Here is a 7957-nt window from a genome sequence, read left to right as displayed (position 1 = left end):
ACAAATCACGCAAGGGGATTCCTTGCGTCATCCACTACGATTCCGACTTCGCACAGAGAAGCATCGCCCGACAACGCATGTTCAACCAAGTTCCCATCAGCCGATCCTGCACCGCCTCGCGAAACGCGGGAGGTAGTGTGTGAGGCAACGAGTCCTCGATGCACAAATCATGCAAGAGGATTCCTTGCGTCATCCACTACGATTCCATCCGAAAGCCACGCTGCAGTGGAGTGCTAATCGGCCAACAAGTCGATCGTCGTCCCGTCAGCGGTGGTGGCGTCCATTCTGCTGTAGTCCCAGCTTCCATCGGCTTTGGTTCCGATCACATGAACCGTCGCTGATCCGTTTGGTCCGCTGACCGAATAGTTCAAATCCGCTTCGCCGCCATCATTCTCGAGATTGATGCTTCCTTGGACCAGTGCGGACGGCTCGATCGGATCTCCGATCACTGACTGCAATTCGACGTTGGATTGTGCTCTGGCGAGAGATTCGGTGTACGGTTCACTCGATTTGATCATCGCGAAGACACCGAAGACCCCGGTTCCAATCAAACCGCCGCAAACCAACAAGGCGACCAGGCAACCGCCACCCAAGCCAAGCAGAATACAGCCTGTATTTGACTTTTTGGGTTCGGAGTACGCATGCGGTGGTTGGATCGGATCGGAGACTGGCGATTGAGACATAGGTTGACTGCAATGACGACGAGGAAACGGTTTGCCAAAAAGATAGGTTGATCAATGGCCTCGTCGGGGCGCGCAAAAACGAAAGGAACGACGATCTTCCGACCAACCTGTTCGCTCAACGGAGGGAAAGCTGCGGCCATTCGATTCTAAATCATTTCAAACGATGGCGGGCTCCTGATCACGATTCTTGCTGGCTGGATTGTCGCGAGAACAACCCATAAGACGCTCGCCAACCCGCAACGCCCGTGGTAGAAAATCGATAGGATCGAAAGACGACAGAGACACGTGTTCACTAGCGTAGCGCAGCTGCAGTTGAGCCTCGCTGTTGATTCGCCGATCGGTTTTTCGTTCTTCTACCAAAGGCGTGCGGAACATGGTTTGCAGCAGAAGTCGCAGCAAAGTTGTTGCGAAGATGTTTCATGTGAATTTGCTGCTGAGGTAATTCGCGTGCGGTCGAGAGGCACCTGTTGCCTGACATCTCACGTAGACGCTGGCACCTCACGTAGAAAGGAAGAACTATGTTGATTTCCACTGATAGATTGCTCGGGGTTGAATTGAAAGGGAGCGACGAAAGCGTCGGTTCGATTCACGACCTCATGTTTGACGATGAGACTTGGGTGGTGCGGCACATTGTGGTTGATACCGGGCACTGGTTGCCCGGCCGGCAGACCTTGTTACCACCGGCAGTGTTGGTTGATACCGATTGGCGAGCTGGGATCGCCAACGTGCCGCTGACGCGTCAACAGGTCAAAGACGGGCCCTCGGTGGAAACGGAGCGACCGGTCTCGCGTCAAAAAGAAATGGAACTCTATCAACACTATGACGTTCCGTATTATTGGGGACCTGCCGGCGCCTCCTTGGTCGGCGGTGCCTACATGCCGATGCCCCTCGCGGCCGGATTGCTGCCCATGAGTGAGCAGCCGACGCAAGAGGGCGAGCGGATTCATCTACGTAGCGTGAACGAGGTGAAGGGGTACTACATTCGAGGCACTGATGACTACGTCGGCCACGTCGAAGAGATGATCATCGAAGTGTCCAACTGGTCGGTCCAACAACTCGTGGTCGACACACGCAACTGGCTGCCCGGCAAGAAGGTTCTCATCAATCGTGATCAGATCACCGCAATCTCATGGGAAGAAGCCACGGTGACCGTGAGCATGTCCCGCGACCAGATCACGAACGCACCCGCTTATGCGCCGTCGATCTCGACGGCTTGATTGCCAATTCCTCTGCCGTCGGTTCAACGCTGGGCCGTGTCACGGGGGGTGTGACTTTATCTTTCACAACTTGCCGCCATAGCTGTGCCGAAAACATGAGACGTGGCCGGTACGGGGCTGCGCACATACTGACAGGGCGGGTATGCCGAGTGCGAAAATGTGAGCAACATTCACAATTCTTCGGATGCAACCGTTGCCAGTTGTGCGCTGTCTCAGAGAACGTCACGTGTCGACGTTGCTCCGGCACATTGCTTGCTAACCAATGTCCGGCTTGAGACACCATTCGGTTTGAGACCCCCGCTGTGTTTTGAGACCTGATGCGTTTTGAGAAGTGTGGGGCCTGTGAAAATCGCATGCCTTCGTTGTTGGATGCGGGGCTCTCATAAGAACCCTCGCCAGCCTGCGATAAATACCGAACACGCTCCCGACGCAACCAATTCTGGCACGCTCTCGCCAACCGCGCGTCAGAGACCAAACTAAACAACAAACAAGATACATAATGACCAACGCTAAAAAATTCGGCTCCAACGGCTGGACGCCAAAGCGACTCGGCCCACTCATCGGCAAAATTAACGTAATCACTGGCGCCAACTCGGGTGCGGGGTTGGAAGCAACGCGTGTGTTCCTGTCCAAGGGCGCCCGGGTGGTGATGCTGAACCGAAACGCAGACAAGTCCGCCGCCGCCATCGACAATCTCCAACAAGAATTTGGCGTGGATGCGAACGTCACGTTCGTGCAAATGGACCTCGCAGTATTGGGTTCCGTTCGAGCGGCAGCTACGAAAGTATTGGACGACGTTCCGATGATCGACGCATGAATCTGCAACGCTGCCATCGCACAAGTGCCCGAGCAGCAGCTCACCGTTGATGGATTTGAGAGTCAGCTCGGTGTAAATCATTTCGGTCACTTCTTGCTGTGCGGTCTGCTTTTCGAGCGGATCGAACAGTCCGGCGGACGCGTCGTGGTCGTCGGTAGCAACGCCTACAAGATGGGGCTCAAACGCATCAAGTTCGAAGACCTGAACTTCGACGAAAGCTACACAGCTTGGAATTCGTATGCACAGAGCAAGCTGGCGCAAATGATGTTTGCCTACGAGTTGCAACGTCGTGTGGAAGCCGATGGCAAAAACGCGGTTGTGCAAGTTTGCCATCCCGGTGCGTCGCGAACCAACCTGCTCAACGACACTGCCAGCCAGCACGTTTAACAAAATCGTTTGGCGTCTGGTGGCACCGATCATCGCGCAATCCGCCGAAAAAGGTGTGTGGCCGGCAGTATTGTGTGCGGCAGAACCGAATGTCGAGTCGCAAAAACTGTATGGTCCTACGAAGCGAGCTGACATGGTCGGACCGATCGGCGAATGTCCGTTGGACCCATGTGTGCTCGATCGAAAAGCAGCCGAGAAGCTCTGGAGCACCTCTCAAGAAAAGACATCATTGGCCTGGTCGGTTTAGCACCCACCACACGGATCCCAACACGCAAGCAATCCGCATGCTGAATCTCTCCATCCGACCCGTCACAACAACCTCTGCGATCACTCCGCCGTTCCCACGAAGCAGAGTCTCTCCGAGACTCTGCACTGCCGTGATCGGCAAAACGGTAGCTAATTTCGCCAAATTCAGACTACTGAAGGTCTGGCGACATCTTACGAACTTGCTGTTCCTATCGATATTCGAACTGCAGCGTGGCAGTGGCGTCTTGATCAACCACCCCGCGAATCCAACTCGCTGAGAAAGCTTCCGGAAACTCGAATGTCGTCACTTGCGACGGAGCAACCGAGATGGTTTTGTAGTCCACCCACAGTCCTGTGCCATCGAGGTCGATTTGCAGCGTGAAGGCGACGGGCGTCGATGAATCGTGTGACAATCGAGCGGTTTTTTGGTCATAGCCTTTGATGAGGTAAGAATCCGATGGAGTTCCCGCTTTGACGCGAGTGTTTCGCCATGGGCCACCTTTGCCGACCGGTTTTCCGAGTTTCCAAAGATCATCGATCCCGCCAAACCAAAGTCCTGCGCGTTGGTCCGGATGCAGGAAGACATGATCGTCGTTGGTCGCATCGCTTCGAACACCGCAAAGAACCAGCAAGCCGTTCCAGGTGCAATAGTCGGAGATCCTCTTGGAGTGACTCGAAACGGGCCGCATCAAAGTCCAGGCCGGTGGAGCACCATTGATCACCAACGGAACCTCGTAGAACGTGCCATGGATGTTCGCCAAGTGACGCTCCGATTCGACTTCTCGGGAAGCGCGTGGCCAGCCATCGGCGAACGGTTTGTCGTAGCGGTCATTTCCTTTGGGAAGACGGAGGGTACGACCGCGAACCTTCAAAATCACCGAGGCTTCGTCGACTGTGAATTCCGGTTCGGCATGCAACCGGGATCGTAGTTTGGCGTCAGGCGTATCACGCTGGAACTGGAACGTTGCTTTGGTGAAATCAAAGTACTCCTGGTCCTTCGTGATCACTCGCAGGTTACGGTTGCGTTTCGCAGGATAGACCATGCTTTCGAGTGCGTCTTCGTCAGCGACGTCCGCAAGGCCCGCGAACAACGCACGGTTCTCATCGGTGGTGCCATCGACATAGGTTGCGGTGGTTTGGTGTAACATCGCGGTCGCGACGCAATCGCGATCTGCCACGATCCTCAACCAAATCGCATCCAAATCGGCGGGGAGGATTTTGGCCACGGCCGCGTCCGCTGCCACTTCAATCGTGTCCAGGACATCCCAGGAACCATCCCCTTTCCGATCCACTTGCAATTGAAACTGTACGGGAGGTTTTGAATCTTGCGTCGAAACCGGACGAGGCGGCGTGGTGACCTTGGCATCGCCGATGCCACGGACGTTGACTTGATCGCCGGTTCGTGACTTCACAAACGCGATCCCAGGCATCGCATACGCACCTGGATGGTGCTCTTGGGGCAGTCCCGGAATCGTCACTTTGCCAGCAGGGAAGTCTCGCGTGTAGATGCGATCGCTCTTGGTATTGTCCCATGTCAGCGAGAGATCGGTGAGTTTCCATTCGTCCGACGGTTGGAAATCGCTGCGGCCGTCAACGGCAAGGTTGACTGTGACCGGTTGATCGACTTGGAATTCGAATCCCGGTGTGGGCTTACGCCAGTTGCCACGTGGAATGGTGACGGTGGGTAAAGCTGAAAGTTGTGAAGGCAGTTCAGTGATCTCACCATCGTCGGCGGTGCGTTGCGTCTTCGTTTCCGCGGTCTTCTTTCCGACCACCAGGTGCAAGATCCGTCGATCAAACCCGGCGACGAGAAAAGGATCCGATGGTGTGTTGGCTTGCACATCATCTTCCATCCAAGGACCACCATAACCGCTGGCAGGCCCCCATTGTTTCAAGTCTTCGTAGTCGCCAAACCAAAGATTGGATTGCGGTTGTCCCGCCAACGGATTGCCTTGGATGCTGGTTTCATCGGTTGCTAGAACGAGTTGCCCGTTCCAATCACAAAAGTCAGGGACATATCGAAGATGGCTTCCGACTGGGACGATGCCCGCGGAATTCTTGCTAGTGAAGGTTTTCGGAAAGTCAAAGAACATCCCGTGCATGTCCATCAACCAGCGACCGTCGGTTATCTCACGGATGCGTGGCCACTCGGTGTACCAACCGTGTTTCGCGTCGTTGCAATAGGCGGCTTTGGGGAGCAAATAGGTATGCCATTGGCCATCGTCGAGAACCTTCAATCGGACGCTGCGGCGGTCCCAGCCCATGGTCCAAATTGGATCGTCGCCATCGCTTCCACCGGTGATGCCCTTGGGGCCCGTGACCTCCGTGAACTGATGGCGTTCGACAATCTTCCAGTTTTTCCCATCGTACTCGGCCAGCACTCCACGTTCTTCGGGCGTCTTTGCCTTTCCTCCTACAAGCACGTCGTTGTAATTGCCAACATGCAACTCCCCATTATTCGAAATTACCAATCGTCCTTGCGACGTGTAGCCACCTTTCCCATGCCAACCTGGAACAGGTTTCTTGAAGAGGCGTTTCACTGCCAGCGTGTATACGTTGGCTTCCCAAATCGATCCTTCCATATCGACGTAGTAGACCATGTTTGCCGGATCTTCTAGGTGACGAGCGATCGCGGTGACACGGATCGGCATGTCGGCTGGTTGGATCGTGCGGACGTTCCCATCGGCGTCGATCAGGTGATGGGCAATCAGAAGTTGATTGGATTCCTTGTGGATCATTCGGCCTGCTGGCGTTCCACCGACGCTTTCGGGGTGAACGGTCATCGGTTTGCTGAGGTCGGGATCGATTGAGTACAGCTTGTGCTCGCTGCCTCTGGGTTGATGCGGAGCGTAATTGACCATCCACAGTTTCCCGGCCCAAGGAACCACGGCGCCGATACCACATTCATTGTGCCCGTCTTTGTAGTGGGCACCGTTCTGGCTGTAGACACCGTAGGTCGTCAGGTGCGGGTAGACGCCGCTGATGTGAATGTCCGTTCGCGAAGGCTGCGGCGGTGACGCGGGGATCTTGGCGTTGCGTGCGGAATCTTGAACGTTCGCTTTCGCGGATTGCGACTTCGTCGAAACCGGATGCTTGGCGGCGGAGTGTTTGGGTTCTATACGTTCACGCTGCGAATGCAAATCCTCACGGAGTTCGTTCACCAAATCCTGGTGCTTTGCGTCGGCAGCCAAATTCTTCAGTTCGACCGCGTCACTTTGCAGGTCGTATAGTTCCGCGAACGTTGTGGAAGATCCTTCCACTTCCGTTTCGATGTATTTCCAACGATGGTTGCGAATCGCCCAGAGAGGCTGGCTTCCTAGTTGAGGTGTGGGAGCCTCGTAAAGAAAACTCGTTCGCCAATCCTTTGTGGTCTCTCCAGCGACCAGTGGCAACAGGCTACGTCCGTGCAGTTTTTGGGGCACAGGCAAACCGGCAAGTTCGTAGACCGTTGCCGTCAAATCGATATTCAGGACCAAGTCATCTCGCACCTGTGCGGGCGTGTTAGGACCAGCGATCGCCATCGGGACTCGCATTGATTCTTCGTAGGGCAGCACCTTGCTGGTCATCCCGTGTTCGCCGAGCATCCAGCCGTTGTCGCCCATCACGATGATCCAAGTGTTCTCGCGGAGCCCTGCTTGATCCAGTTCATCGATCACGCGTCCCACGGCGGCATCCATTTGTTGGACGCTTGCGTAGTAGTCGCGAGTATGGCGGCGAATGTTTTGCGGTTTGTCGTAACCGTATTCAAGCCCACGGGTACGGTTTCGAGAGGTTTTTAAATATTCCGGTTTGCCGTCCAGATCATCGTCCCAAGATTGCGGTAGCGGCATGATTTCCTGATCGTATTGATCCAGATATTCCTTGGATGCGGGCCAGCTGAGTTTGTGGTCCATGTGTGGGACCTGGGTGCACATCCACAAGACAAATGGCTCGTCATCCTGTTGAGCTTGCCGCATGAAGCGGATCGACTCGCTCGCGGTCACGTCATCGACGAAACCGGGCATCTTTTGTTTTTTTCCATCGATGGTGAATTGTCGGTCGTACCAAGTCCCGTTGGACCAACAGGTGGATGCGAAGTCGAATCCGCATTCGGCTGGTGTGGTCCCCAAGTGCCACTTTCCTGTGACGCCCGTCCGGTAGCCCTTCTTGCGAAGCGCCTTGGCGAAGGTCGGTTCGCCTGGATTGAGCTTCGATCGTCCGATGGCAGTGACGCCGTTGGAACTTCCGTAACGTCCTGTCAGGCAGGCAGCGCGACTGGGAGAGCAAATGGCGAGCGTGACAAATGCATCGGTGAAGCGTGTGCCGCTTGCCGCAATCCGATCGAGGTTGGGCGTGCGAACCCGTTGTTGGCTCGACACTCCCAAACAATCTGACCGATGATCATCGGTCAAGATAAAAACAATGTTGGGACGTTCGGCAGCGACTTTCGTGAGCGTGACGTTCATTGATGAGAACGCGAGCAACGGCACGAGAAGCAGTAGGTTGCATTCACGAATCATAAGTTGTTTTTCGCAGTAGGTTGATAGGGACGAAAACGGAGTGTGGCGCGCACGTCCCCCCAACCACCAGCGTTCCCGCAGAAGTTGAAGGAACGCCAGGGAAAGGAT

At 55.2% G+C, this 7957-nt stretch carries 5 protein-coding genes; 3 read left to right on the top strand and 2 right to left on the bottom strand.

Annotated features, from left to right (window positions below; all coding sequences use genetic code 11):
* Positions 1 to 233: 233 nt before the first annotated feature.
* Entirely contained in the window at positions 234 to 683 is a 450-nt protein-coding gene (locus tag RSSM_RS01915) for a cytochrome c oxidase assembly factor 1 family protein (RefSeq protein WP_173403123.1), read from the bottom strand.
* A 518-nt stretch (positions 684 to 1201) separates the two neighbouring features.
* Between RSSM_RS01915 and RSSM_RS01905 the strand changes: the two genes are divergently transcribed.
* The 3 genes from RSSM_RS01905 (at position 1202) to RSSM_RS35390 (ending at position 3104) form a co-directional block, all read left to right on the top strand.
* Positions 1202 to 1900, top strand: a complete 699-nt coding sequence (locus tag RSSM_RS01905; protein ID WP_008673908.1) for a PRC-barrel domain-containing protein — start codon at positions 1202 to 1204, stop codon at positions 1898 to 1900.
* A 499-nt stretch (positions 1901 to 2399) separates the two neighbouring features.
* The gene (locus RSSM_RS35395) at positions 2400 to 2717 is read left to right on the top strand and encodes an SDR family NAD(P)-dependent oxidoreductase (RefSeq protein WP_236620882.1); all 318 of its coding nucleotides are present in this window, start codon (positions 2400 to 2402) and stop codon (positions 2715 to 2717) included.
* 24 nt (positions 2718 to 2741) lie between these two features.
* On the top strand, positions 2742 to 3104 hold the full coding sequence (locus RSSM_RS35390) for a Rossmann-fold NAD(P)-binding domain-containing protein (protein ID WP_008673904.1): 363 nt from the start codon (positions 2742 to 2744) through the stop codon (positions 3102 to 3104).
* Positions 3105 to 3559: 455 nt separating this feature from the next.
* Here RSSM_RS35390 and RSSM_RS01895 read toward each other — a convergent pair whose 3' ends face one another.
* Positions 3560 to 7849 (bottom strand): sulfatase-like hydrolase/transferase, encoded by a 4290-nt coding sequence (locus RSSM_RS01895; RefSeq protein WP_008673901.1) that lies wholly within the window; start codon positions 7847 to 7849, stop codon positions 3560 to 3562.
* Between the last annotated feature and the right edge of the window lie 108 nt (positions 7850 to 7957).

Origin of the sequence: Aporhodopirellula sallentina SM41 (genome assembly GCF_000346505.1) — a bacterium.
GTDB lineage: Bacteria > Planctomycetota > Planctomycetia > Pirellulales > Pirellulaceae > Rhodopirellula > Rhodopirellula sallentina.
The sequence above is the reverse complement of the archived record's forward strand: the minus strand, read 5'-3'. Positions and strand labels throughout refer to the sequence as shown.